This window comes from Pseudarthrobacter sp. AG30, assembly GCF_003116525.1.
In the GTDB taxonomy this organism is placed as follows: domain Bacteria; phylum Actinomycetota; class Actinomycetes; order Actinomycetales; family Micrococcaceae; genus Arthrobacter.
In genome coordinates this window covers 1-211 of record NZ_QEHL01000083.1, presented here as the reverse complement: position 1 = coordinate 211, position 211 = coordinate 1, and the positions used below count along the sequence as shown (strand labels likewise).

Here is a 211-nt window from a genome sequence, read left to right as displayed (position 1 = left end):
ATGTCGGCAGTGATCGAGCCGGCGGTCGGCGGGTCGGGTCGGGTGGCGGATGACCGCGAGGCGGAAGTCTGTGCCTGGCTGGTCGCGCGCGGCCGCCTGAAGGACGGCGACCTCGCCCGCGCGCGCCGTCTGCACGAGGAATCGGCCGAGGGCACGCTGACCGCGCTGATGGCGCGACTGGGCCTGGTCTCCGAGCGCGACCTGGCCGAGG

Annotated in this window: 1 protein-coding gene; it reads left to right on the top strand. The window is 74.9% G+C overall.

Going from position 1 to position 211, the window contains the following annotated elements; genetic code table 11:
- On the top strand, positions 1 to 211 hold a 211-nt coding region (locus DC347_RS21405), incomplete at both ends, for a hypothetical protein (protein ID WP_206073989.1).